This is a genomic window from Ideonella sp. BN130291 (genome assembly GCF_036231905.1).
Classification (GTDB): domain Bacteria; phylum Pseudomonadota; class Gammaproteobacteria; order Burkholderiales; family Burkholderiaceae_C; genus CAMLIZ01.
The window spans coordinates 112,933-134,939 of sequence record NZ_JAZARE010000004.1 but is presented as its reverse complement, the minus strand read 5'-3'; the positions used below and the strand labels follow the sequence as shown (position 1 = coordinate 134,939).

The 22,007-nt window shown below is 67.1% G+C and carries 23 protein-coding genes, 1 tRNA gene and 1 pseudogene; 4 read left to right on the top strand and 21 right to left on the bottom strand.

Going from position 1 to position 22,007, the window contains the following annotated elements; translation table 11 throughout:
* From VPH43_RS09855 to secA, 3 genes are all read right to left on the bottom strand, one after another.
* The gene (locus VPH43_RS09855) at positions 1-1,338 is read right to left on the bottom strand and encodes an MFS transporter (RefSeq protein ID WP_328577511.1); all 1,338 of its coding nucleotides are present in this window, start codon (positions 1,336-1,338) and stop codon (positions 1-3) included.
* A gap of 144 nt (positions 1,339-1,482) precedes the next feature.
* Complete coding sequence (argJ, locus tag VPH43_RS09850; RefSeq protein ID WP_328577510.1) at positions 1,483-2,712, bottom strand: bifunctional glutamate N-acetyltransferase/amino-acid acetyltransferase ArgJ; 1,230 nt, start codon at positions 2,710-2,712, stop codon at positions 1,483-1,485.
* Between the two features lie 15 nt (positions 2,713-2,727).
* Positions 2,728-5,463 (bottom strand): preprotein translocase subunit SecA, encoded by a 2,736-nt coding sequence (secA, locus tag VPH43_RS09845; protein ID WP_328577509.1) that lies wholly within the window; start codon positions 5,461-5,463, stop codon positions 2,728-2,730.
* A 219-nt stretch (positions 5,464-5,682) separates the two neighbouring features.
* Here secA and VPH43_RS09840 point away from each other — a divergent pair, with 219 nt between their 5' ends.
* On the top strand, positions 5,683-5,991 hold the full coding sequence (locus VPH43_RS09840) for a hypothetical protein (protein WP_328577508.1): 309 nt from the start codon (positions 5,683-5,685) through the stop codon (positions 5,989-5,991).
* A gap of 8 nt (positions 5,992-5,999) precedes the next feature.
* On the opposite strand, the gene VPH43_RS09835 is transcribed toward VPH43_RS09840, so the two are convergent.
* The 7 genes from VPH43_RS09835 to petA form a co-directional block, all read right to left on the bottom strand.
* A tRNA-Thr gene (locus tag VPH43_RS09835) sits at positions 6,000-6,075 on the bottom strand.
* Positions 6,076-6,130: 55 nt separating this feature from the next.
* Positions 6,131-7,330 carry a hypothetical protein gene (locus tag VPH43_RS09830; protein WP_328577507.1) on the bottom strand — a complete coding sequence of 400 codons (1,200 nt, stop codon included), beginning with the start codon at positions 7,328-7,330 and terminating at the stop codon, positions 6,131-6,133.
* 393 nt (positions 7,331-7,723) lie between these two features.
* Positions 7,724-8,281, bottom strand: coding sequence for a ClpXP protease specificity-enhancing factor (locus tag VPH43_RS09825; RefSeq protein ID WP_328577506.1), 558 nt, complete (start codon positions 8,279-8,281; stop codon positions 7,724-7,726).
* Between the two features lie 3 nt (positions 8,282-8,284).
* The gene (locus VPH43_RS09820; protein WP_328577505.1) at positions 8,285-8,902 is read right to left on the bottom strand and encodes a glutathione S-transferase N-terminal domain-containing protein; all 618 of its coding nucleotides are present in this window, start codon (positions 8,900-8,902) and stop codon (positions 8,285-8,287) included.
* Between the two features lie 113 nt (positions 8,903-9,015).
* Positions 9,016-9,783 carry a cytochrome c1 gene (locus VPH43_RS09815; protein WP_328577504.1) on the bottom strand — a complete coding sequence of 256 codons (768 nt, stop codon included), beginning with the start codon at positions 9,781-9,783 and terminating at the stop codon, positions 9,016-9,018.
* Positions 9,784-9,806: 23 nt separating this feature from the next.
* Entirely contained in the window at positions 9,807-11,207 is a 1,401-nt protein-coding gene (locus VPH43_RS09810; protein WP_328577503.1) for a cytochrome b, read from the bottom strand.
* 21 nt (positions 11,208-11,228) lie between these two features.
* A complete protein-coding gene (petA, locus tag VPH43_RS09805; RefSeq protein ID WP_328577502.1) occupies positions 11,229-11,831 on the bottom strand; it encodes a ubiquinol-cytochrome c reductase iron-sulfur subunit in 603 nt (200 codons plus the stop codon).
* Positions 11,832-11,933: 102 nt separating this feature from the next.
* On the opposite strand from petA, the gene mscL reads away from it, so the two are divergent.
* Both mscL and VPH43_RS09795 read left to right on the top strand, forming a co-directional pair.
* On the top strand, positions 11,934-12,350 hold the full coding sequence (gene mscL, locus VPH43_RS09800) for a large conductance mechanosensitive channel protein MscL (protein ID WP_328577501.1): 417 nt from the start codon (positions 11,934-11,936) through the stop codon (positions 12,348-12,350).
* 141 nt (positions 12,351-12,491) lie between these two features.
* Positions 12,492-14,918: a DUF1631 family protein gene (locus VPH43_RS09795; protein WP_328577500.1), complete on the top strand. Its 2,427-nt coding sequence runs from the start codon at positions 12,492-12,494 to the stop codon at positions 14,916-14,918.
* A 14-nt stretch (positions 14,919-14,932) separates the two neighbouring features.
* On the opposite strand, the gene pdxA is transcribed toward VPH43_RS09795, so the two are convergent.
* Positions 14,933-15,979: a 4-hydroxythreonine-4-phosphate dehydrogenase PdxA gene (pdxA, locus tag VPH43_RS09790; RefSeq protein WP_328577499.1), complete on the bottom strand. Its 1,047-nt coding sequence runs from the start codon at positions 15,977-15,979 to the stop codon at positions 14,933-14,935.
* Entirely contained in the window at positions 15,976-16,422 is a 447-nt protein-coding gene (locus VPH43_RS09785; RefSeq protein WP_442909262.1) for a Nif3-like dinuclear metal center hexameric protein, read from the bottom strand. The genes pdxA and VPH43_RS09785 overlap by 4 nt, the downstream gene beginning before the upstream one ends.
* On the opposite strand from VPH43_RS09785, the gene VPH43_RS09780 reads away from it, so the two are divergent.
* A complete protein-coding gene (locus tag VPH43_RS09780; protein WP_328577498.1) occupies positions 16,421-17,590 on the top strand; it encodes a S1C family serine protease in 1,170 nt (389 codons plus the stop codon). The two genes, VPH43_RS09785 and VPH43_RS09780, sit on opposite strands and share 2 nt — an antisense overlap.
* A gap of 7 nt (positions 17,591-17,597) precedes the next feature.
* On the opposite strand, the gene tatC is transcribed toward VPH43_RS09780, so the two are convergent.
* From tatC to VPH43_RS09735, 9 genes and pseudogenes are all read right to left on the bottom strand, one after another.
* Positions 17,598-18,377, bottom strand: a complete 780-nt coding sequence (tatC, locus tag VPH43_RS09775) for a twin-arginine translocase subunit TatC (RefSeq protein ID WP_328577497.1) — start codon at positions 18,375-18,377, stop codon at positions 17,598-17,600.
* A 3-nt stretch (positions 18,378-18,380) separates the two neighbouring features.
* Entirely contained in the window at positions 18,381-18,845 is a 465-nt protein-coding gene (tatB, locus tag VPH43_RS09770; RefSeq protein ID WP_328577496.1) for a Sec-independent protein translocase protein TatB, read from the bottom strand.
* Positions 18,842-19,090 carry a Sec-independent protein translocase subunit TatA gene (tatA, locus tag VPH43_RS09765; RefSeq protein WP_328577495.1) on the bottom strand — a complete coding sequence of 83 codons (249 nt, stop codon included), beginning with the start codon at positions 19,088-19,090 and terminating at the stop codon, positions 18,842-18,844. Before tatA ends, tatB begins: the two co-directional genes overlap by 4 nt.
* A 65-nt stretch (positions 19,091-19,155) precedes the next feature.
* The gene (locus VPH43_RS09760) at positions 19,156-19,479 is read right to left on the bottom strand and encodes a histidine triad nucleotide-binding protein (protein ID WP_328577494.1); all 324 of its coding nucleotides are present in this window, start codon (positions 19,477-19,479) and stop codon (positions 19,156-19,158) included.
* Positions 19,480-19,857: a DUF4870 family protein gene (locus VPH43_RS09755; RefSeq protein WP_328577493.1), complete on the bottom strand. Its 378-nt coding sequence runs from the start codon at positions 19,855-19,857 to the stop codon at positions 19,480-19,482.
* Positions 19,854-20,207: a phosphoribosyl-ATP diphosphatase gene (locus VPH43_RS09750; RefSeq protein ID WP_328577492.1), complete on the bottom strand. Its 354-nt coding sequence runs from the start codon at positions 20,205-20,207 to the stop codon at positions 19,854-19,856. Before VPH43_RS09750 ends, VPH43_RS09755 begins: the two co-directional genes overlap by 4 nt.
* Complete coding sequence (gene hisI, locus VPH43_RS09745; protein ID WP_328577491.1) at positions 20,204-20,593, bottom strand: phosphoribosyl-AMP cyclohydrolase; 390 nt, start codon at positions 20,591-20,593, stop codon at positions 20,204-20,206. The genes VPH43_RS09750 and hisI overlap by 4 nt, the downstream gene beginning before the upstream one ends.
* Positions 20,594-20,606: 13 nt before the next feature.
* Complete coding sequence (locus tag VPH43_RS09740) at positions 20,607-21,053, bottom strand: NUDIX domain-containing protein (protein ID WP_328577849.1); 447 nt, start codon at positions 21,051-21,053, stop codon at positions 20,607-20,609.
* A 51-nt stretch (positions 21,054-21,104) separates the two neighbouring features.
* Positions 21,105-21,983: pseudogene (locus VPH43_RS09735) on the bottom strand (ATP-binding protein); the annotation flags it as partial.
* Positions 21,984-22,007 lie beyond the last annotated feature (24 nt).

The following is a 22,007-nucleotide window of genomic DNA, read 5'->3' as shown; positions in this document are numbered from 1 at the left end:
TCAGCCGCCCGCCGCGGCGCCCGCCGTGGCCCCAGGCCCGGCGGCAGGCGGCTCGTGCAGGCGCGGCAGTTCCTTCACGCTGCGGATCACCGGCTGGCGCCACGCCACGGCGGCCAGCAGCAGCGAGCTGCAGCCGGCAAAAGCCAGCGAATAACGCAGCCCATGGTGCTCACCCAGCCAGCCGCCCAACAAGGCGCCCGGCCCGGCCGGGATCAGGATCAGCCAGCGCATCGTGCTGGTCATGCGGCCCAACAGCGGCTCTGGCGTGACCGCCTGGCGCAGCGCAAGGAAGTTGATGAAGATCAGCACCGCGCCCACACCGAACATGCCGAGCATGAGCGCAAAAGCGGCCACACCCCAGGCATTGGCCGGCGCCAGGGCCGGCAGCAGCCAGCCCACGCCGCAGATCGCAAAGCCCAGCACCAGCGTGGGCCCCGGCCCGAAGCGGTGGCTGACGCGGTTGCCAAACACGCTGGTGAGCACGGTGCCGGCCCCCATGCCCACGTAGCTCAGCCCGACGGCTTGCTCCGGCAGCCCCAGCACACGGGTGGCATAGAGGATCTGCACCACCACAGCGGCGTTCTGGCACATCTGCCACACCCCGACGCAGGCGGCCAGTGCCACCAGCAGGCGGTGCTCGCGCACGAAGCGCACCCCGGCCTTCAGGTCGTGCCAGAAGTGCGCCTCAGGCCGCGGCGTGCGCACTTCGTCCACCCGGATGCCACGCAGGATCCACGCCGAAAACGCCAACATCACGGCATCCAGCAGAAAGGCCACCGGCGCGCCCACCAGCTTGATCAGCGCACCGGCCAGGCCGGGCCCCGCCACCTCCGCGCCTGAGCTCGCCAGCGCATTCTTCGCATGCGCCTCCACCAGGCGGTCGCGCGGCACCACCTGGGTGAGCACGATCTGCGCGGCCGATCCCGCGGTGGTGTGCACGCTGCCGATGACAAAGGCCACCAGGTACATCAGTGGCATGGCCAGCACGTCCATCCACCAGGCGAGCGGCACGCTGGCCGATGCCACCGCCAGCAGGCATTCGCCGCCGATGTACACGGGCAGCTTGCGCACCCGGTCCAGCCACACGCCGGAGGGCAGCGAAAACAGCACGAAAGGCAGGATCTCCATCGCCGTGAGCAGGCCCATCTGCGTGGGCGTGGCGTGCAGCAGCAGTGCCGCGGTGAGCGGCAGGGCCAGCATGGTGACCTGCGCGCCCAGCGAGCTGATGAGGATGGAGCTGAACAGCCGCCGGTAGGTGACCTGGCGCAGCAGGTCGTCCGCACCCAATAGCCGACCAGCCAGCGCACGCCAGGCGCGCGCGATCGAACCCTGGTTCACCTTTTTCGTCTCCCTGTCGTGCCGCGCGGGCGAGCGGGTGAGCCCGACGCGCGGTGCGGCAGCCTTTTTGGGGGCGGTGTCACCCCGGCTGCGGTGGACGATGCTAGCCGATGTCGATCGGCACGCAGAGAGGGCTCAACCCCCTCAGCTTCGGTAGTCGGCGTTGATGCTCACGTAGTCGTGCGAGAAGTCGCAGGTCCACACGGTGGCCTGCGCCGCACCGCGGTGCAGGTCCACGCGCACGGTGATCTCCGCCTGCTTCATCACGCGCTGGCCGTCTTCTTCCCGATAGGCGGGATGGCGGCCGCCGCGCTGGGCCACGTGCACATCGTCGAGGAAGAGGTCGATCGTGGTCTGGTCCAGGTCCGCGATGCCGGCATATCCGACTGCCGCCAGGATGCGGCCCAGGTTGGGGTCGCTGGCGTAGAAGGCGGTCTTCACCAGTGGCGAATGCGCGATGGCATAGGCCACCTGGCGGCATTCCGCCTCGCTGCGCCCGCCATCGACCTGCACGGTGATGAACTTGGTGGCGCCCTCGCCGTCGCGCACGATCGCCTGCGCCAGACTGCGCGCCACCTCGACCACCACATCGCACAGCGCACGGCCGTCGCCAGACGCAAGGTCCGTGATCTCCGCATGCCCGGCCTGGCGCGTAGCCATCAGCACGAAGGAGTCGTTGGTGGAGGTGTCGCCGTCGATGGTGATGCGGTTGAACGACTGGTCGGCGGCCAGCTTCACCAGCGCCTGCAGTGCCTGCGGTGCTATCACCGCGTCGGTGGCCATGAAGCCCAGCAGAGTCGCCATGTTGGGCCGGATCATGCCGGCGCCCTTGCTGATGCCGGTGACGGTGACGGTGCGGTCGCCGATGGTGAGTTGCCGCGACGCCGCCTTGGGCAGCGTGTCAGTGGTCATGATCGCTTCGGCGGCCTCGGCCCAGCGGTTCTCCGCCAATCCCGCCAGCGCGGACGGCAAGCCGGCCTGGATGCGATCCACCGGCAGCACTTCCATGATCACCCCGGTGGAAAACGGCAGCACCTGCTCCGGCGCAAGATCAAGGTGCTGGGCCAGCGCCACGCAGGTGGCGTGCGCCCTCACCAGGCCGTCCTCGCCGGTGCCGGCGTTGGCATTGCCGGTGTTGATCACCAGCGCCCGCACCTCGGGGCTGGCCGCCAGATGCTGCTGGCACACCTGCACGGGCGCGGCACAGAAGCGGTTCTGCGTGAACACGCCGGCCGCGACGCTGCCCGGCGCCAGCTCGAACACCGTCAGGTCCTTGCGATTGGCTTTTCGCACACCCGCCATCGCGACGCCGATGCGCACGCCGGGAACGGGGTGCAGGCTGGCGGGATCAGGGGCGCTCAGGTTCACCGGCATGACACACCCTTTCGATCAGGCCAACTTGCCGTGGCACTGCTTGTACTTCTTGCCGCTGCCGCAGGGGCACGGGTCGTTACGGCCCACCTTGGGCACCTGGTCCGACGGATCGGTGTCCTGGCTCACGCTGCCGTCGTCGTTGGGGTGCGTGTAGGTCACGTTGCTGATGTGGCTGGCGTGGTCCTCGATCTGCTCGGCGGCCTCGGCCACCTGCTCCTGCGACTGGATGCGCACGGTCATCAGCACGCGGGTGACCTCGAGCTTCACCACGTCCAGCAGCTGCGCAAACAGCTCGAAGGCCTCGCGCTTGTATTCCTGCTTGGGGTTCTTCTGAGCGTAGCCGCGCAGGTGGATGCCCTGGCGCAGGTAGTCCAGCGCAGCCAGGTGTTCGCGCCAGTGCGAGTCGATCGCCTGCAGCAGCACCATGCGCATGAAGGGCGTGAACTGCTCCAGCCCCACCGCCGCCACCTTGGCCTCGAACAGCGCATCGGCCGCCTGAGCCACTTTTTCGACGATGTCCTCGTCGGTCGCTTCGCTGCTCTTCTCGACCTCGGCCTTCAGCGGCATGTCGAGCTGCCATTCCTCGCGCAGCACCTTCTCCAGTCCTTCGAGATCCCACTGCTCTTCCAGGCTGTCGGCGGGCACATAGGTGCGCACCACATCTTCCATCGCAGAGCGGCGCAGCGCAGCGATCTGGGCCGCGAGCGACTGCGCTTCCAGGATGTCGTTGCGCTGCTGGTAGATGACCTTGCGCTGGTCGTTGCTGACGTCGTCGTATTCGAGCAGCTGCTTGCGGATGTCGAAGTTGCGCGCTTCCACCTTGCGCTGCGCGCCTTCGATGCTGCGCGTGACGATGCCGGCCTCGATGGCTTCGCCCTCGGGCATCTTCAGCCGGTCCATGATGGCCCGCACCCGGTCGCCCGCGAAGATGCGCATCAGCGGATCTTCCAGCGACAGGTAGAAGCGCGAGGAACCCGGGTCGCCCTGGCGGCCCGAACGGCCGCGCAGCTGGTTGTCGATGCGGCGGCTTTCATGCCGCTCGGTGGCGATGATGCGCAGGCCGCCCAGCTTCTTCACCTGCTCGTTGAGCTGATGCCATTCGCCGCGCAGCTTGGCGATGCGCACCACCTTTTCCTGCTCGGGAATGCTCTCGTCTTCCTCGATGAACTGGACCTGCTTTTCCACGTTGCCGCCCAACACGATGTCGGTGCCGCGGCCCGCCATGTTGGTGGCGATGGTGATCATCTTCGGCCGGCCGGCCTGGGCAATGATCTCCGCCTCCTTGGCGTGCTGCTTGGCGTTGAGCACCTGGTGTGGCAGCTTCGCCTTGGTGAGCTTGGCCGAGATCAGCTCGGAGTTCTCGATCGAGGTGGTGCCCACCAGCACCGGCTGGCCGCGCTCGTAGCAGTCGCGGATGTCTTCGATCACCGCATCGAACTTTTCCTTGTCGGTCTTGTAGACCAGGTCAAGCTCGTCCTTGCGGATGGTGGGTTTGTTGGGCGGGATCACCACCGTTTCCAGGCCGTAGATCTCCTGGAACTCGTAGGCTTCGGTGTCCGCCGTGCCCGTCATGCCGGCGAGCTTGCCGTACATGCGGAAGTAGTTCTGGAAGGTGATGGAGGCGAGCGTCTGGTTCTCGCTCTGGATCTGCACGCCTTCCTTCGCCTCCACCGCCTGGTGCAGGCCGTCGGACCAGCGGCGGCCGGTCATCAGGCGGCCGGTGAACTCGTCGACGATGATCACTTCGCCGTTCTGCACCACGTAATGCTGGTCGCGGTGGTAAAGGTGGTTGGCCCGCAGCGCTGCATACACGTGGTGCATCAGCGTGATGTTGGCCGGGTCATACAGGCTGGCGCCTTCGGCCAGCAGGCCCGCTTCACCCAGGATGCGCTCGGCGTTCTCGTGCCCGTCTTCGGTCAGGAACACCTGGTGGCTCTTTTCGTCCACGGTGAAGTCGCCCGGATCGATCACGCCTTCGCCGGTGCGCAGGTCCAGTTCGCCGATCTGCTTCTTCAGCTTGGGGATCACCGCGTTGATGCGCACGTACAGCTCGGTGTGGTCCTCCGCCTGGCCGCTGATGATCAGCGGCGTGCGTGCTTCGTCGATCAGGATGGAGTCCACCTCGTCGACGATGGCGTAGGCCAGCCCGCGCTGCACGCGGTCGCCCACCTCGTAGACCATGTTGTCGCGCAGGTAGTCGAAACCGAACTCGTTGTTGGTGCCGTAGGTCACGTCGGCGGCGTAGTCGCGCTGCTTCTGTTCGCGCGACATGCCGGGCACGTTCACACCCACTGTGAGCCCGAGGAAGCCGTACAGCTTGCCCATCCACTCGGCGTCCCGCCGGGCGAGGTAGTCATTGACCGTCACCACGTGCACGCCCTTGCCCGGCAGTGCATTCAGGTAGACCGGCAAGGTGGCCATCAGCGTCTTGCCTTCGCCGGTGCGCATCTCGGCGATCTTGCCCTGGTGCAAGGCCATGCCGCCCATCAGCTGCACGTCGAAGTGGCGCATCTTCAGCACGCGCTTGCTGCCCTCGCGCACCACGGCAAACGCTTCGGGCAGCAGGTCGTCCAGTGTGTGCCCTTGCTGCAGCCGGTCGCGGAACTCCTGCGTCTTGGCCTTCAGCTGATCGTCGGAGAGCTTCTCCAGCTGCGGTTCCAGGCCGTTGATCTTCTCGACCATGCTGCGGTACTGCTTGAGCAGACGGTCATTGCGGCTACCGAAAATCTGGGTAAGAAGCTTGGGCAACATCAGCGTAAGGGCTTGGATGAACGGCAGCCCGCGCCATGCCGCGGTCCGGGTGGGACATTGGCGGCAGCGGCGCGGGAGCGTGTGCGGCACATGAGGGTGCCGGCTCTGCTTTGCAAGGGCAGTGGCCGGGTGGCCGCAAAGCGTGAAAGTTTAGCACCCGGGGTGGCGCTGTCCGGGGGGCGAAGCCGGCCCCGGCAGGACGCTGGCTACACTGGCGGCATGCCCAAAAATCCCTCGCCTGCCCTGCCGATCCGGGCCGCGATGGACGCCAGCAGCCCGCTGGCCGGGTTGATGGAGCGGCTGCACGAATCCAGGGACCGGTTCGAGGCGATCGCCAGCCGCCTGCCGCCGGCATTGCGCGCCAGCGTGCAGCCCGGCCCGGTGGATGACGAGGGGTGGTCGCTGCTGGTGGCCAACGCCTCGGCGGCGGCCAAGCTGCGCCACCTGCTGCCCCTGCTGGAAGACACCTTGCACGCGGGTGGCTTCAGCGCCCGGCCGATCCGGGTGAAGATCCTCACCCCGCGCTGAAGCGCCGCTGGTGCCGGCTATCCGACTCGAACGGATGACCTACCGCTTACAAGGCGGTTGCTCTACCAACTGAGCTAAGCCGGCGGGTGCAGGGAACCCGTGATTCTAGGGGCTGCGCCACTGCCGCGGCAGCCGGCTCTCACGCCGCTTCGCGCGTGATCGGCGCGTTGGCCGTCATCCGGTTCACGATGTTGATGAACTTGCCGTTGGGTCCGCGCGGAATGTGGGGCACTTCCTCCAGGCGAACCTGCATGTCGGGCGAGGTGTGGCTCTTCACGCTGGCAATCAGCTTGGCGGCATCGTCCGGGCCGAAACGCCCGTTGGTCACCAGCTTGACGATGACCTCGCCCTGGCGTTCCTGGTGGAACTGGGCTTCGATCATGTTGTCCACCCCGGTCGGGATGTGGGCCGTGATCGCGATGTGGTACCCCTCGGGCGTGATCAGGTAGCCGTAGTAGCGGCCGATGATGCGGTCCACCGTGCGGAACTGGCTGCCGCAGGCGCACGGCCGCTGCACCTTGGGCATCTCGACATAGTCGGCCGTGCGGTAGCGCAGCAGCGGCATCACGTAGTTGTGCAGCTGGGTGCCCACGATCTCCGTGGTGTTGCCGTGCGCCGGCAGGAACTCGACGATCGAGTAGTCCTCCTGCACGTGGTAGGCGCCGCAATGGCACTGGCCGATGGCCGCCACCCGCTCGGACTGGCCGTACCAGTCGACGACCCGCGTGTGGAAGGTCTGCTCGATGAACTCGCGCACCGGCTGGGCCAGTGACTCGGAGGAGGTGAACACCGCGTCGAAGGTGTAGTCCACCCGATTCAGCCGGAACAGCTTGGCCAGCACATGGCCCATCGACGGGCCGCAGTACAGGATCTGCGGCCGGAACTCGAGGAGCTTGTCGATGTAGTGCGGCGCGCTTCCGGGCGAGAGGTGGTAGCTGGACATCTGCAGCTCCTGGTCGGCCGGGTTGTAGCGCCAGAACGGCGGCTGCTTCTGCGCTGAAGGCACGATGATGTCGCCACGCAGGGAAATGCGGCGCTTGCCGTCGTCGCCTGCGTTGTGCCAGTTGCGCCAAATGGCCGCGTGCTCGAAGTTGATGGCGTTGAAGTCGCGCAGGAACTTGCTGGGCAGTCCGGTGGTGCCACTGGTGGTGCCGGTATGGCAGAGCCAGTTGCGGTGTTGCGGCGAGATCAGGCGGTCGAAGTTCTCGCGCACCAGCTTGCTGTCCAGCAACGGCAGCTTCTGCAGGTCCTGCTGGGTGGCGACGTCCTCCGGGCGCAGGCCCAGGCGCTTGAACAGGTCGATGTAGTAGGGAACATGGCTCGTGCAATGGCGGACCATGCGCTGCAGGGCCTCGTCCTGGTAGGCGCGCAGCGCGTTCGCGTCAAGGCGCTGCGTGTGTTGGAGCAGGCGTGTGTAGGCGCGGTACCGCGGCCCATGGCGATACCACCGCTTGACATAGCAAAGCGCGGCGAATCCTAGCTGTGTATGCCTGTTCATTGTTCCAAGGACGAACCGACCATGCCAACTGCCCAAACATCATGCACGCCGCTGGACCCGCCCTGACATCCCGCAGACAAGGGCCCGAGCGTGCAAAACAACAGCAGCCTCCCGACGCCGGAAGTGCAATTTGTATGCCGTTGTTTCAGCGGGGGCGGCCGTGCGCAGGCAACCGCGCTACAGGCAGAAACGTCGGGAAGGCTTGCGCGACTGGGAAAAATTTCCCAGTCGGCTTTACTTCACCCGCTTGAGCGAAGGACGCCCCGTGGGCGGCGTGGTGGGCGGCTCCGGCGGCTCGGCATCGTCGTCCGATGCCGCGGCGTCCGCTTGCGGGTCGTGCACCGGCCCGGCCGACTCGTTCTCGCTGGAAGCCAGGCGCAGGCCACGTGGCGCGCCCGCGGTCTTGTCGCGCCCGACCTCGGCTGGCAGGTCCGGTGCGGAGCCGGTGCTCGCGGTGGGCACCGGGAAGGCCATACCCTGGCCGTTTTCGCGCGCGTAGATGGCGACCACGTGGTCCACCGGCACGATGATCTCGCGGGCACTGCCGCCGAACCGTGCCTTGAACTCGATCGTCTCGTTGCCGAGCTTGAGGCCGGAGGTGGCCTCGAAGCCGACGTTGAGCACGATCTCGTTGTTCTTCACATACTCCATGGGCACCTGCACGCTGCGGTCGACGAACACCGCGATGTACGGCGTGAAGCCGTTGTCGGTGCACCAGTCGTGCAGCGCACGGATCAGGTACGGCCGGGTGGACGTGCCCTGGTTGTCAGGAGCCGATGGAGTGCTGCTCATCGCTTACTTGCGCATCACCTTTTCGGAAGGCGTCAGCGCCTCGATGTAGGCCGGCCGCGAGAAGATGCGTTCGGCGTACTTCAGCAGCGGCGCGGCGTTCTTGGACAGGTCGATGCCATAGTAGTCCAGGCGCCACAGCAGCGGCGCGATGGCCACGTCGAGCATCGAGAAGTCGTCGCCCAGCATGTACTTGTTCTTCAGGAAGATCGGGGCCAGCTGCGTCAGCCGGTCCTTGATCTGCGAACGGGCCTTCTCCAGCTGCTTGTCGGTGGGCTTGGCCGCCACGCCGCGGCTTTCGAGGATGTTCACGTGCGCGAACAGCTCCTTCTCGAAGTTCAGCAGGAACAGGCGCACACGCGCACGCGCCACCGGGTCACCCGGCATGAGCTGCGGATGCGGGAAGCGCTCGTCGATGTACTCGTTGATGATGTGCGACTCGTACAGGATGAGGTCGCGCTCCACCAGGATGGGCACCTCGTTGTACGGGTTCATCAGCGCGATGTCTTCCGGCTTGGCGAAGAGGTCAACGTCGCGGATCTCGAAATCCATGCCCTTTTCGAACAGCACGAAGCGGCAGCGGTGCGAGTAAGGGCAGGTGGTTCCGGAGTAAAGCACCATCATGGCGGTGGGCTCCCAGTCAAAAAAGCGGCTTGTGCAAAAAATCCAAAGCGCAGCAGGCGTTCGTCACACCCGCTGCGCGCTCAAGCCCGGGCAGGCGCCCCGGGCGCGACGCGTCACTTCACGTCTTTCCAGTAAGCGGCGTTCAGGCGCCAGGCGATCACGGTGAACAGGCCCAGGAAGAGCAGCACCCACACACCCAGGCGCACGCGGTGCTCCTGCTCGGGCTCGCCCATCCACTGGAGGTAGGCCACCAGGTCGGCCACCGCATTGTCGTACTCCAGCGCACTGAGCTTGCCCGGCTGCACCTGCTCGAAGCCAGCGAACACGTGGACCTTCTTGCTGTGGTCGTGCGGATCGGTCTCTTCGGCGAACTTGGCGATGCGCGCGCCCTGCAGCTCCCACAGCGCGTGCGGCATACCGACGTTGGGGAACGCGAGGTTGTTCCAGCCAGTCGGGCGGGTCTCGTCGCGGTAGTAGGTGCGCAGGTAGGTGTAGAGGTAGTCGGCCCCCGTGCCGCCCGCACCCGCACGCGAGCGTGCGATCACGGTGAGGTCAGGCGGCGTCGCACCGAACCATTCCTTGGCTTGGCGCGGGTCGATCGCGGCCTTCATGGTCTCGCCCACCTTGTCGGTGGCGAACAGCATGTTCTTCTTGACCTGGTCTTCCGACAGGCCGATGTCGCGCAGGCGGTTGTAGCGCATGTAGGCCGCCGAGTGGCAGTTCAGGCAGTAGTTGACGAACAGCTTGGCGCCGTTCTGCAACGACGCCACGTCGTTCATCTTCTCCACCGGGAAGCGGTCCCAGACCATGCCGCCTTCGGACGCGAAGGCCGGCACCAGGAACGACAGCGCGGCAACGAGGCTGACGATGAGTTTTTTCATGGTTCGTGTCACTCCGGCTCGCGTCAGTGGGCGTGGTAGACGACGCGGTCAGGCACCGGCGAGAACCGGCCCAGCTGGCTCCACCAGGGCATCAGCAGGAAGAAGCCGAAATAGAAGACGGTACCGATCTGCGCAATGATGGTCCCGATGGTGGACGGCGGCTGGATGCCCAGGTAGGCCAGCGCGATGAAGAACGCCACGAACACCAGGTACAGCCACATGTGCCACTTCGGGCGATAGCGGATCGACTTGGCCGGGCTCTTGTCCAGCCAGGGCAGGAAGAACAGGATGATGACCGCGCCGCCCATGATCACCACGCCCCAGAACTTCGCGTCGAAGGTCTTGAGCAGGAAGATGGCCACGGCAGCGCCGACCAGCACCGCCACCTTGCCCACCATCGACAGCCGGCTCTTGGCAAAGGTCACCAGCGCCGACAGTCCGACGATCACGCACAGCACGTTGACCATGTCGTCCGTGGTGGCGCGCAGCATCGAATAGAACGGCGTGAAGTACCACACCGGCGCGATGTGCGCGGGGGTCTTCAGCGGGTCGGCCGGGATGAAGTTGTTGTACTCGAGGAAGTAGCCACCCAGCTCCGGCGCGAAGAAGATGATCGCGCTGAACACCATCAGGAACACGCTGGTGCCGAAGATATCGTGCACCGTGTAGTAAGGGTGGAAGGGAATGCCGTCCAGCGGGCGGCCGAGCGCATCCTTGTGCTTCTTGATCTCCACGCCGTCCGGGTTGTTGGAGCCCACTTCGTGCAGCGCGATGATGTGCGCCACCACCAGGCCGATCAGCACCAGCGGGATCGCGATCACGTGGAAGCTGAAGAAGCGGTTCAGCGTGGCGTCGCTCACCACGTAGTCGCCGCGGATCAGCAGCGCCAGGTCCGGGCCGATGAACGGCACGGCGGCGAACAGGTTCACGATCACCTGGGCGCCCCAGTACGACATCTGGCCCCAGGGCAGCAGGTAGCCGAAGAAGGCTTCGGCCATCAGGCACAGGAAGATCGCGCAGCCGAAGATCCACACCAGCTCGCGCGGCTTGCGGTAGGAGCCGTACAGCAGGCCGCGGAACATGTGCAGGTACACCACCACGAAGAACGCCGAGGCGCCGGTGGAGTGCATGTAGCGGATGAGCCAGCCCCAGGGCACGTCGCGCATGATGTACTCGACCGAGGCGAACGCGAGGTTCGCATCGGGCTTGTAGTGCATCACGAGGAAGATGCCGGTGACGATCTGGATCACCAGCACCAGCAGCGCCAGCGAGCCGAAGATGTACCAGAAGTTGAAGTTCTTCGGCGCGTAGTACTCGCCGACGTGCTCGTTGTAGAGCTTGGACAGCGGGAACCGGTTGTCGATCCAGTTCAGCAGCTTGGCGCCGGTGGGCGCATTGGCGGGGAGTTCTTTGTATTCAGCCATGGTTCGTCACCTCGATGCGCTTCAGGCCTTCTTCGCTTCACCGATCAACAGCTTGTTGTCGGCGAGGAAGGTGTAGGGCGGCACTTCGAGGTTGTCCGGCGCCGGCTTGTTTTTGTAGACACGGCCGGCCAGGTCGAAGGTGGAGCCGTGGCAGGGGCAGAGGAAGCCGCCTTGCCAGTCGTCGGGCAGGGAAGGCTGTGCGCCCGGGGTGAAGCGATCGGACGGCGAGCAGCCCAGGTGCGAGCAGATGCCCACCACCACCAGCACGTCGGGCTTGATCGAGCGGTATTCGTTGCGCGTGTCCGGCATCGGCGTGATCTCGTCCGGCTTGCGTTCGGACTTCGGATCGGCCACCAGGGCATCGGTCTTCTTCAGCGAAGCCAGCATCTCCGGCGTGCGGCGGATGATCCACACCGGCTTGCCCCGCCATTCCACCGTCTTCTTCTCGCCCGGCTTCAGGTCGCTGATGTCCACCTCCACCGCCGCGCCGGCGGCGCGCGCGCGCTCTGACGGCTGGAAGCTGGAGACGAACGGCACGGCAGTGGCCACGCCACCCACGGCGCCGGCACCACATGCGATCGCCACCCACGTGCGGCGGCCTTGGTCGACTTGCGGCTTACTCATGAACGATCCTTGAAAGGGAGTCTTTTCTGATCAGGGGCAACCCAGAATTCTAACGGACGCGTCAAGGGGCATACTGGCCCGCACCACCAGGAGGAGCACACCATGGGATTCGCCAGCGAGTTCAGGCAGTTCGCGATCAAGGGCAACGTCGTCGACCTCGCGGTCGGCGTGATCATCGGCGGCGCATTCGGCAAGATCGTCGACTCGCTGGTGGGCGACATCATCATGCCGTTGGTGAGCCGGGTGTTCGGTGGCCTGGACTTCTCCAACTACTTCGTTCCGCTGGCGGGCCAGACGGCCACGACACTGGCCGAAGCCAAGAAGATGGGCGCCGTCTTCGCCTACGGCAACTTCCTCACCGTGGCGCTGAACTTCCTCATCCTCGCGTTCGTGATCTTTCTCATGGTCAAGCAGATCAACCGGCTGCGCCGCCATGAAGCCCCCGCGGCCGCCCCCCCGGCGGACCCGGAGGAGGTGCGGCTGTTGCGCGAGATCCGCGACGCGATACGCGCGCGCTAGCAGGCACACCCGTCGCCCGGGGCGCGACGCGGGCGCCGCGTTCGCCGGCGTTTTGGCCCCATACTTCTGTAGTTTCCGCACCACCTGCCGATTCCACAGAGGTGGCGGCCTGTGCTGCCGCCGTCCGATCCCCCGGCCCCGATGAACCTGCCACTCCCGCGTTACCAAGCCGCCTTGCAGGCGGCGCTGCAGCGTATCAAGCAGGCGGCCCGCCTCGCGGCGGAGCGCTCGGTGGACAGCCTCGGCCTGGCGGCACTGTCGGCCACCAGCGTGCGCGAACGCGATGACCTGCTGAGCGCGCAGTTCGAACTGAACAAGCGGCTGGCGCAGTTCACCACCACCTTCAATGACACCCTGGACCGCCGCGTCGCGCGTGCAACTGCCCCACGCGGCAGCGACAGCCCGCCCACCAACTTCGGCAAGCTGCCCTGGGAGTCGCTCAGCCTGGTGGGCGACCACGAGGTCGAAGCGCAGGTGATGGCCGACCGCTTCAGCCTGACGATCCTGCATGACAGCGAGTGGGAACTGCGGGAGCTGGATGCCTACATGGGCTCGCTGCTGCAGCTGTCGCGCCCCGACCATGAGCGCAACCCGCTGCGCCCGGAAGCGGTGGGCCTGGCGCTGGTGGCGGGCACCGAAGTCGTGTCCGAGCGGCCTGAGGTGCGCAAGCTGCTCACCCTCGAGATCGGCCGTGGCCTCACCGGCTTGATCCGCACCGCCTACGCCGACATCGTGAACGACCTGCGTTCGGCCGGCGTGCAGCCGCTCAGCCTCACGCTGCGCCCCACCTCCGGCGCGCGCAGCAGCTTCTCCGGCCACGGCGGCGGCTCGGGCAATGAGCCCGGCGACACGCTGGGGCTGGCCACCGAAAGCGGCTCCATCCCGCTCAGCACCTCGGGCGCCTCGACGCGCCAGGGCGGGCCGGGCAGCACCGGGCGCCAGGGGCTGGGCAGCCAATGGGGCGGCGGCTCGGGGCATGGCGCACGCTCCGGCACCTTCGGGCAGGTGGACGCCCAGCTGATGACGCTGATCCGGCGCCTGGCCTTCCTCGGCAATGTGCCGGACCCGGGCGCCAGCGGCGGCGGCGTGGGCGCTGACGGTTTCCGCAGCACCGCAGCGGGTGCAACGGCCGGCGGCAGCACGCTGCCTCTGTCCCTGCCCAACCTGATCGTCCAGCACCGCGACGAGCTGCGCCAGGCCTCCACCGGCACGCTCGACCACATGGTGATCGACGTGGTCGGCAGCCTGTTCGACCAGATCTTGTCCGATCCCAAGGTGCCGCCGCAGATGGCGCGCCAGATCGCCCGGCTGCAGCTGCCGGTGCTGCGGGTGGCGCTGGGCGACGTGAGCTTCTTCTCCTCGCGCCGGCATCCGGTGCGGCGATTCGTCAACCGCATCGCGTCGCTGGCCTGCGCCTTCGAGGATTTCAACGACGGCCCGGGCCAGCACTTCCTCGGCCTGGTGAAGGAGCTGGTGCAGGAGATCGTCACCGGCGACTTCGACCAGATGGAGGTCTACGAGCGCAAGCTGGCGTCGCTCGAGAACTTCATTGCCGAGCAGACGGAAGCGGAGGTCCGCGAGCAGGGCGACGCCGCCACGCTGCTGCAACGCAAGGAAAGCGAGCTGCTGCAGCAGCAGCGCTACATGCAGCAGCTGCAGGCCGCACTGGCCGCGGTGGAGATGCACGACTTCCTGCGCGACTTCCTCGCGCAGGTGTGGAGCCAGGCCATCGTGCAGGCGCAGCGCAAGGACGATGGCGGCGCGCTGGCCGACAAGCTGCGCCGCGCCGGCCGCGACCTGGTGATGAGCGTGCAGCCCAAGGGCGCGCCGGCCGACCGCAAGGCCTTTCTGCTGCAGCTGCCGCAGCTGATGAAGGACCTGAACGAAGGCCTGGCCACCATCGGCTGGCCGGAGAGCGCGAAGAAATCGTTCTTCGCGCAGCTGCTGCCCGCGCACGCCGAATCGCTCAAGGGCCAGTCCATGCGCCAGCTGGACTACAACCTGCTGGTCAAGCAGCTGGACACCATCCTCGGTGCGCCCTTGCCCAAGCCCGGGGACCTGCCGCCGGCCGGTGTGCTGCCGGTGCTGGACCAGGTGGTGCCCGACCTCGCTTTCACCGCGGCCGAGGCGGCACAGGTGGGCCTGGTGGCCGAAAGCTCGGTGGACTGGAGCGGCCAGGTCGATATCGACCTCTCCGCCGAGCCCGCGCTCACCGAGGTGGACATCAACATCGACGGCCTGCCGGCGGCCGAACCCACCGAACCGACCCAGGGCGCATCACTGGCGGACCATGTGCAGCTCGGTTTTGCCTACCAGATGCATGTGGAAGGCCAGTGGCAGAAGGTGCGCCTGAGCTACGTGAGCCCGGGGCGCGCGTTCTTCGTCTTCACCCGTGGCAAGAAGCACCAGAAGACGATCTCGCTCACGCACCGGATGCTGGTGCGGCTGTGCGAAACCGGCCGCATGCGTGCCTTCGAGAACGCCTACCTGATCGAGCGCGCCACCGCGCGGGCGCGGCGCCAGCTGGCCGCGTTGAGCACCAGCGGCGCGGTCAGCACCCGGCACTGAACGCGCGCGGCGACCTATCCGCGGCTCAGCCGGCGGGCCATGTGCACCGCCGCCACCAGGCTGGCTGCATCGGCCACGCCCTTGCCCGCAATGTCGAAGGCCGTGCCGTGGTCCGGGCTGGTGCGCACGAAGGGCAGCCCCAGCGTCACGTTGACACCCTGCTCCACGCCCAGGTACTTCACCGGGATCAGGCCGTGGTCGTGTGTCATCGCCACCACGATGTCGAACTCGCCCGGGTGTGCGGGCGGCGCGTGGCGCGCGCGCATGAACACCGTGTCCGGCGCGTAGGGCCCGCTCGCGTCGATGCCCTCGGCGCGGGCCGCCTGGACCGCCGGGCCGATGATGCGCAGCTCCTCGTCGCCGAACAGCCCGCCCTCCCCGGCATGCGGGTTCAGGCCGGCCACTGCGATGCGCGGTTGCGGCTGGCCCCAGCGGGCCGCGGCCGCATGCGCGATGCGCAGCGATTGCAGCACCGCGTCGAAGGTCACCTGGTCGATCGCCTTGCGCAGCGACAGGTGGATGGTGACCAGCACCGTGCGCAGCTCGTCGTTGGCGAGCATCATGCGCACCGGTGGCAGGGCCCCGCCGGGTGCGGCAGCCAGCGCCTGCAGCATCTCGGTGTGGCCCGGATAGGGCACACCCGCCGCCGCCAGCGCTTCCTTGTGGACCGGTGCCGTGACCAGCGCGCCGATGCGCCCTGCCATCGCCGCCCGTGCACCGGCTTCAATGCAGCACGCCGCGGCCGCCCCGGCGGCGTCATTCACCTGCCCCATGGGCAATGCCACCAGGCCCTCGGGCAACCCGGGCGGAACCCAGACCGGCAGGCACGCCGGCGGGCACTGCGCGGCATCGACCAACTCGTGCAACTGAGCCACCGGCAGCTCGCGGCCCAGCTGGCGCAGCGCGCGGCGCATCACCGCCACGTCGCCGATCACCACGCAGCGGCCGGCCCGCCCGTCGGCAATGGCCTGCGCGACGATCTCCGGCCCGATGCCGCAGGGGTCGCCCATCGTGATGCCCAGCCAGGGCGCGCCTGGCGACGTGGCGACTGGTGCGCTCATGCCGGGTTCTCGATGTCGATGACACGGCGCGGCAGGCCGTACTGCTGCGCCAGGTGTTCGCCGACGGCCTGCACGCCATAACGTTCTGTCGCATGGTGGCCGCAGGCCAGGAAAGCCACGCCGGTCTCCCGCGCGTAGTGGGTTTGCGGTTCAGCGATCTCGCCGGTGATGAACGCGATCGCGTCCTCGAAGTAGCCCTGCGCACCGCCGGTGCACCAAGCGATTCGGCGCAGCGGCCGACCGCCGCCCGGCACCACCGTGGCCGGCCTGCAAAGTGCAGCGGAGGCGGCCTCGGCCAGCGCCTGCAGCGTCTCGTATGGAGGGCCCTCGACCTGCAGGCCGTTCGGCCCATAATCCTTGAAGCGCTCCACAACCAGGAGCTGGTTGAGGTGGGCATCGATGTCGGTGCGGGCAACTGGCATGGCGTGGGGTGCGCTCAACATGCGCAAGACCTGGCTGATTTTCTCGCAAGCGGTGACCGTCGCGGTGGCCGTGCTTTTTGTGATTGCCACGCTCAAGCCGCAGTGGCTGCAGCGGGCCCAAAACAGCCGCCTGCTGCCCGACGCGGTGTCGGTGGCGCCGGTGATGCCGGTGGTGGGCGGCGGCGTGGCGCCCAGCGGCTACAGCGCCGCGGCCCGCACCGCGGCGCCGGCGGTGGTGTCCATCGCCGCCAGCAAGGCCATGTCGCGCCACCCGCACGGCGAAGACCCGTGGTTCCGCTTCTTCTTCGGCGACCGCAACCAGCAGCAACTGCAGCCGCAGGTCGGCCTCGGCTCTGGCGTCATCGTGTCGGCCGACGGTTACCTGCTCACCAACAACCATGTGATCGAGGGTGCGGCCGACATCGAAGTGCAGCTGGCCGACGGCCGCCAGGCGCGCGCCAAGCTCGTGGGCACCGATCCGGAAACCGACGTGGCGGTGCTGAAGATCGCGCTGGACAAGCTGCCGGTGGTGCGCGTGGGCAATGTGCAGCAGCTACAGGTGGGCGACGTGGTGCTGGCGATCGGCAACCCGTTCAACGTGGGCCAGACCGTCACCTCCGGCATCGTGAGCGCGCTGGGCCGCAACCAGCTGGGCATCAACACCTTCGAGAACTTCATCCAGACCGACGCCGCCATCAATCCCGGCAATTCCGGCGGTGCGCTGGTGGACGTGAACGGCAACCTGGTGGGCATCAATACCGCCATCTTCTCGCGCACCGGCGGCAGCCTGGGCATCGGCTTCGCCATTCCCGCCGACATTGCGCATCAAGTGATGGACGGCCTGATCCGCGAGGGCCGTGTCACGCGCGGCTGGATCGGCGTGGAGCCGCGCGACCTGACGCCCGAGTTCGCCGAGAACTTCAAGCTGCCGGTGCGCCAGGGTGTGCTGATCACCGGCGTGCTGCAGGACGGCCCCGCCAGCAAGGGCGGCATGCGCCCGGGCGACGTGGTGGTAAAGATCGGCGAACAGCCGGTGAACAACACCGCCCAGCTGCTCAACGCCGTGGCGGCACTCAAGCCGAAAAGCGACGCGGTGATCGGCGTGCAGCGGGGCGACAAGGCGCTGGAGCTGAAGGTTCGTGTGGCGCAGCGGCCGGCGCCTCAGCCGGCCAAGCGCGACGAACCCTGAGCGCGGCTCAGGCGCCGGCTTCCTCGGCCGGCTGGGTGTGCTTGATGAAGATCTGCGCCGCCCAGATGCCCACTTCGTAGAGCAGGCACATCGGAATGGCCAGCGACAGCTGCGACACCACGTCGGGCGGCGTCAGCACGGCCGCCACGATAAAGGCCAGCACGATGAAGTACGAGCGGAAGGCCTTGAGCTTCTCGATGCTGACGATGCCCGCGCGCGCGAGCACCACCACCGCTATGGGCACCTCGAAGGCCGCGCCGAAGGCGAGGAACATGCTCAGCACAAAACCCAGATAAGCCTCGATGTCCGGCGCCGCGGTGATGCTCTTGGGCGCAAAACCCTGGATGAAGGCGAACACCTTGCCGAACACGAAGAAATAGCAGAACCCCACGCCCAGGAAGAACAGCAGCGTGCTGGACACCACCAGCGGCAGCACCAGCTTCTTCTCATGGCTGTACAGACCGGGCGCAACGAAGGCCCACACCTGGTACAGCACCACCGGCAGCGCCAGCAGGAACGCGGCCAGGAGCGTGATCTTCAGCGGCACCAGGAACGGCGAGATCACGTTGGTGGCGATCAGGGTGGCGCCTGCGGGCAAGGTGGCCACCAGCGGCGCGGCCAGCAGGTCATACAGCCCGCCGGGTGACGGCCAGACACACAGCAGGCCGAAGGCCACGCCCACCGCGATGAGGGCGCGGATCAGGCGATCGCGCAGCTCGATCAGGTGCGAGACGAAGGGCTGTTCGGTCCCTTCCAGTTCGTCGGGGCCGTCGCTGGGTGCGGTCATGGGTCAGGGGTGGCGCGGAGGCCGGAACCGCGCCACGCGCGCGGCGCCCGATTGCGCCTTGGAGCGGATGCCCTGGCGCTGCTTGTACCAGTGCGGCAGGGTGCCGCGCTTCAAGCGCCAATTCTTCTTGGGCCGCTTGTAGGTGATCGGCGGGGCCGGCAGGCCGTCGTTGGAATAGGACGGTGTGTCCTTCCAGCCCTGCTCGATCTCGGCGGCCGTCTGGTGGATGGTCTGGTTGACGCTGGACTCGACGTCGCGCGCCGCGTCCTCGAACTGCGTCTTCATCTTCTTGAGCTCTTCGAGCTCGATGGAGCGGTTGACTTCGGCCTTGACGTCGGCCACATAGCGCTGCGCCTTGCCGATCAGGTGGCCCACCGTGCGCGCCACGCGCGGCAGCTTTTCCGGCCCGATGACGATGAGCGCCACCGCGCCGATGAGCGCCAGCTTGTCGAAGCCGAAGTCGATCACGACCTGGTTTTCGCTTCCACGTCCACCGTGTTGGGGTCGTTGGCCTTCGTGGCCGACGAAGTGACCTGCTGGTTCGGCGGAACCGGGGTCTCCGGCGTGCCGGCGGAACCGCCCTTCACGCCTTCCTTGAAGCCGTGCACCGCGCCGCCCAAGTCGGAACCGATGTTCTTGAGCTTCTTGGTGCCGAAGATCAGCACGACGACCAGAAGGACGATCAACCAGTGCCAGATGCTGAAGGAACCCATGACGTTCTCCTGAAGGACAAGCGAGTGATTTTAAGAGGTGGGGCTGCCTGTGCCGGTTTCCAGGGCTAGGTGCGGCGCCCGCCGAGCACGTGAACGTGCAAATGGTCCACTTCCTGGCCGCCGTCGCGGCCGGTGTTGATGGCCGTCTTGAAGCCGCCGCCCAGGCCCTCCTGGCGCGCCAGCACCGGCACCAGCGCCATCAGGCGCCCCAGCATCGCCTCGTCGCCGGGCTGCACATGCAGCAGGGAGGCGACGTGGCGCTTCGGAATGACCATGAAGTGCACCGGTGCGGCCGGGCGGATGTCATGGAAGGCAAAGAACTCGTCGTCCTCGTGGACCTTCTTCGAAGGAATGTCACCCGCGACGATCTTGCAGAAGATGCAATCCATTCAGCTCACCATCGGTTTGTTGTCCCGCAGGTTCAACCAGCCACGCACCACGCGGTAGAGGAACCACACCGAAATCACCGTCCAGGCGATCCATCCGGGAATGAAGAACAGCAGCCACAGCGGTGTCGTGATCAGGTACAGCCCGCCGGCCCACAGCACCGAGCGGATGCGCCAGCGGAAGTGCGACTCCTGCCAGGTGCCGGCGGCATCGTCCTTCTTCACCAGGTCGATGATGAAGGCCACCAGCAACAGGAACACACCCGGCTGGGTGCCCGGAAGCACCGCACCCACCGCCACGATGGTGTGCAGCAGGTAGCTGACGTGGCCGATCGTCTTGAGCGATTCGGCGCGCTGGTCCAGGTCGATCGCTTCGTTCATCGCTGCTCTTCTCCGTCGCGTTGTTCCGCCTTGCGCAGGGCGAACTCTTCCAGGCCGGACAGCCCTTCGCGCCGCTCCAGCTCCGCCAGCACGTCGGCCGGCTTGAGCCCGAACTGGGCCAGCGCAATCATCGAATGGAACCAGAGGTCGGCCACCTCGTAGACGATCTTCTTCGCGTCGCCGTCCTTGGCGGCCATCACGGTTTCCGTGGCCTCTTCGCCCACCTTCTTCAGGATGGCGTCGGTGCCCTTGTGGAACAGGCGCGCGACGTAGCTGGTGTCCGGGTCGGCGCTCTTGCGCGATTCGATGATGGCGGCCAGGCGGGCCAGGGTGTCGTTGCTTGCAGTCACTTGTAGATGCTCTCCGGATCCTTCAGCACGGGGTCCACGGCTTTCCAGGCGCCATCTTCGTACCGCTGGAAGAAGCAAGCGTGACGCCCGGTGTGGCAGGCGATGCCCGGCTCATGCCCCAGCTGCGTCACCTTGAGCAGCACCACGTCGTTGTCGCAGTCCAGCCGCATCTCGTGCACCTTCTGGATGTGGCCGGATTCCTCGCCCTTGTGCCACAGGCGCTGGCGCGAGCGGCTCCAGTACACCGCCTCGCCCCGCTCCGCCGTGCGCGCGAGCGCCTCGCGGTTCATCCAGGCGAACATCAGCACGTCGCCGCTGCCCTGCTCCTGCGCGATCACCGGCACCAGGCCGTCACGATCCCACTTCACTGCATCCAGCCAGTTCATCCGGCCAGTGTAGTCAGTCGGTGTGGGTGTCGCCGGTGAAACCGCGTTCGGCAGCAAACCAGCGCAATACCGGCACGGTGCCGGGCAGCACCGGGGCCACCGTGACCGGCAGGCCGCTCCAGGCCATCTGCTGGCCCTCGCGCATCTCGAACTCGCCCTGCCAGTCGTACACCTTGCAGAAATTCAGGCGCACCAGGGCATGCGGATAGTCGAACACCTCGACCTTCCAGGCGTGTACCGGTCCGATCGTGATGCCGAGTTCCTCGTGCAACTCGCGCCGCAAGGCCTGTTCCACCGTTTCGCCGGCTTCCAGCTTGCCGCCCGGGAATTCCCAGTAGCCGGCGTAGGGCTTGCCTTCCGGACGGGAGGTCAGCAGGAAGCGGCCCTCGGTGCCGTCGGCCGAGCGCTGGATCAGCACGCCGACCGCCACTTCCACCGGCGTGCGCAGCCCCTCAGACATGGTCCAGCCCTGGGGCGCGTCATCGCCCGAGGGCACAGGCGCGGCCGCCGCGGCGGGCGCCCCACCCCGTCCGGCGAAGTCGCGCGCGAACTGGTAGGCCACCCGGCCGGAACGAGACCCGCGCTCCAGCGCCCACACCAGGCACTCGCTGCGCGCCGCCGTGATGGCCTCTTCCGCCACGCCGAAATGGCGCAACCACTGCGCGGCGATCGCCAGGTATTCGGCCTGGCTGAAAGGATAGAAGCTGATCCACAGGCCGAAGCGTTCGGACAAGGAGATCTTTTCCTCCACCACCTCACCCGGATGCACCTCGCCATCGTCGGTGTGGGTGTAGGACAGGTTCTCCTTCATGTACTCGGGCAGCAGGTGGCGGCGGTTGCTGGTGGCGTAGATCAGCAGGTTTTCGCTGGCCTGCGCCACCGAGCCGTCCAGCATGGACTTCAGCGCCTTGTAGCCGGGCTCGCCCTCGTCGAAGCTCAAGTCATCGCAGAACACGATGAAGCGCTCGGGGCGCTGCGCCACCAGGTGCACGATGTCCGGCAGGTCCACCATGTCGGCCTTGTCCACCTCGATCAGGCGCAGGCCCTGCCCGGCGTATTCGTTCAGGCAGGCCTTGATGAGCGAGCTCTTGCCGGTGCCACGGGCGCCGGTGAGCAGCACATTGTTGGCAGGGCGCCCCTGCACGAACTGCTCGGTGTTGCGCACCAGCCGCTCCTTCTGCGGCTCGATCTCCTTCAGGTCGGCCAGGCGGATGGTGGCCACGTGGCGCACCGGCTCCACCACACCCGAACCGCCGCGCTTGCGATAGCGGAACGCGACCGAGGCGGCCCAGTCGGGCGCCGCCGGCGCATGGGGCAGCAGGGCCTCCAGGCGCGACAGCACGGTTTCGGCGCGGGCGATCAGTCGTTCGAAGGCGGGGGAGTTCGGCATGGTCATGGCGGGCAGCGGGGCAGT

Bases quoted from the DNA above. Each gene is read 5' to 3' on its own strand.
- tatA (WP_328577495.1), bottom strand. From the start codon at position 19,090: ATGGGTTCCTTCAGCATCTGGCACTGGTTGATCGTCCTTCTGGTCGTC.
- VPH43_RS09795 (WP_328577500.1), top strand. From the start codon at position 12,492: ATGAACCTGCCACTCCCGCGTTACCAAGCCGCCTTGCAGGCGGCGCTG.
- argJ (WP_328577510.1), bottom strand. From the start codon at position 2,712: ATGCCGGTGAACCTGAGCGCCCCTGATCCCGCCAGCCTGCACCCCGTT.
- tatC (WP_328577497.1), bottom strand. From the start codon at position 18,377: ATGACCGCACCCAGCGACGGCCCCGACGAACTGGAAGGGACCGAACAG.
- VPH43_RS09785 (WP_442909262.1), bottom strand. From the start codon at position 16,422: ATGTTGAGCGCACCCCACGCCATGCCAGTTGCCCGCACCGACATCGAT.
- VPH43_RS09830 (WP_328577507.1), bottom strand. From the start codon at position 7,330: ATGGTCCGCCATTGCACGAGCCATGTTCCCTACTACATCGACCTGTTC.
- VPH43_RS09820 (WP_328577505.1), bottom strand. From the start codon at position 8,902: ATGATGGTGCTTTACTCCGGAACCACCTGCCCTTACTCGCACCGCTGC.
- mscL (WP_328577501.1), top strand. From the start codon at position 11,934: ATGGGATTCGCCAGCGAGTTCAGGCAGTTCGCGATCAAGGGCAACGTC.
- VPH43_RS09840 (WP_328577508.1), top strand. From the start codon at position 5,683: ATGCCCAAAAATCCCTCGCCTGCCCTGCCGATCCGGGCCGCGATGGAC.
- VPH43_RS09760 (WP_328577494.1), bottom strand. From the start codon at position 19,479: ATGGATTGCATCTTCTGCAAGATCGTCGCGGGTGACATTCCTTCGAAG.
- VPH43_RS09740 (WP_328577849.1), bottom strand. From the start codon at position 21,053: ATGTCTGAGGGGCTGCGCACGCCGGTGGAAGTGGCGGTCGGCGTGCTG.
- VPH43_RS09755 (WP_328577493.1), bottom strand. From the start codon at position 19,857: ATGAACGAAGCGATCGACCTGGACCAGCGCGCCGAATCGCTCAAGACG.
- VPH43_RS09815 (WP_328577504.1), bottom strand. From the start codon at position 9,783: ATGAAAAAACTCATCGTCAGCCTCGTTGCCGCGCTGTCGTTCCTGGTG.
- secA (WP_328577509.1), bottom strand. From the start codon at position 5,463: ATGTTGCCCAAGCTTCTTACCCAGATTTTCGGTAGCCGCAATGACCGT.
- VPH43_RS09810 (WP_328577503.1), bottom strand. From the start codon at position 11,207: ATGGCTGAATACAAAGAACTCCCCGCCAATGCGCCCACCGGCGCCAAG.
- VPH43_RS09825 (WP_328577506.1), bottom strand. From the start codon at position 8,281: ATGAGCAGCACTCCATCGGCTCCTGACAACCAGGGCACGTCCACCCGG.
- VPH43_RS09780 (WP_328577498.1), top strand. From the start codon at position 16,421: ATGCGCAAGACCTGGCTGATTTTCTCGCAAGCGGTGACCGTCGCGGTG.
- hisI (WP_328577491.1), bottom strand. From the start codon at position 20,593: ATGAACTGGCTGGATGCAGTGAAGTGGGATCGTGACGGCCTGGTGCCG.
- pdxA (WP_328577499.1), bottom strand. From the start codon at position 15,979: ATGAGCGCACCAGTCGCCACGTCGCCAGGCGCGCCCTGGCTGGGCATC.
- petA (WP_328577502.1), bottom strand. From the start codon at position 11,831: ATGAGTAAGCCGCAAGTCGACCAAGGCCGCCGCACGTGGGTGGCGATC.